Below are 677 nucleotides of genomic sequence, written 5' to 3' on the forward strand. Positions count from 1 at the left end.
CGGCGTAGCGGCGGGGGTAGGGGATGAGGTCGCCGCCGGTGGTGCTGAGGTAGTTGACGGCGAGGCGGGTGGTGTGGGGGCCTTCGGCGGCTGAGGTGTCGAGGTGGTGCTGGAAGGCGTCCCACTTGCGGGCGGTCGGCAGCGTCCACTCGTCCTGGACGGACAGCAGGTTGCCGTCGTAGCGGTCGAGGCCGCCGATACCGGGGGCCTTGGCGACGAGGACGATGCGGCCGCGTACCTCGCCGAGGGTGGGGATGCGGCCGGGGGCGCGGTGGAACCAGCGCTCGAATTCGTGGTCGCGCAGGTAGACGTCGTGGAAGATGCGGGCGAACTCGGCGGCGGGCGCGTCCGAGTGCTCCTTCTGCACGGACATGAGGATCGTCTCGCCGGGGTTGGCGGTGAGGAACGCGCGGCAGTCGGTCAGTACGTCGTGGAAGTTGCGGCGCTGGTAGATCGCGCCGTGGTGGATGGTGAACGCGCCGTCGAACGGACGGCAGCGGATGTCGAGGTAGCGGACGCCGCGCGCCAACTGCTCGGGGAGGGTGAGGGACTGGCACTTGGCGGTGTCGAAGGGGCCGCCGATCAGGGCGCAGGTGTTGTGGGTGCCGGGCATGGTGAGGTCGTCGAGCGTGCGGGCGGAGGGTAGCGCGGTCATCCAGCGGTGGCCGGGTGGTGGT

Annotated in this window: 1 protein-coding gene; it reads right to left on the reverse strand. The window is 70.8% G+C overall.

Translation table 11 applies throughout. The features are described 5' to 3' along the window. Nucleotides 1–655 (reverse strand): phosphatidylinositol-specific phospholipase C (locus FNX44_RS27435; protein WP_153507809.1); only part of this gene is annotated, 655 nt, incomplete at its 3' end. Between the last annotated feature and the right edge of the window lie 22 nt (nt 656–677).

The sequence above is a fragment of the Streptomyces alkaliterrae genome (genome assembly GCF_007097205.2).
Taxonomy (GTDB): Bacteria; Actinomycetota; Actinomycetes; order Streptomycetales; family Streptomycetaceae; genus Streptomyces; species Streptomyces alkaliterrae.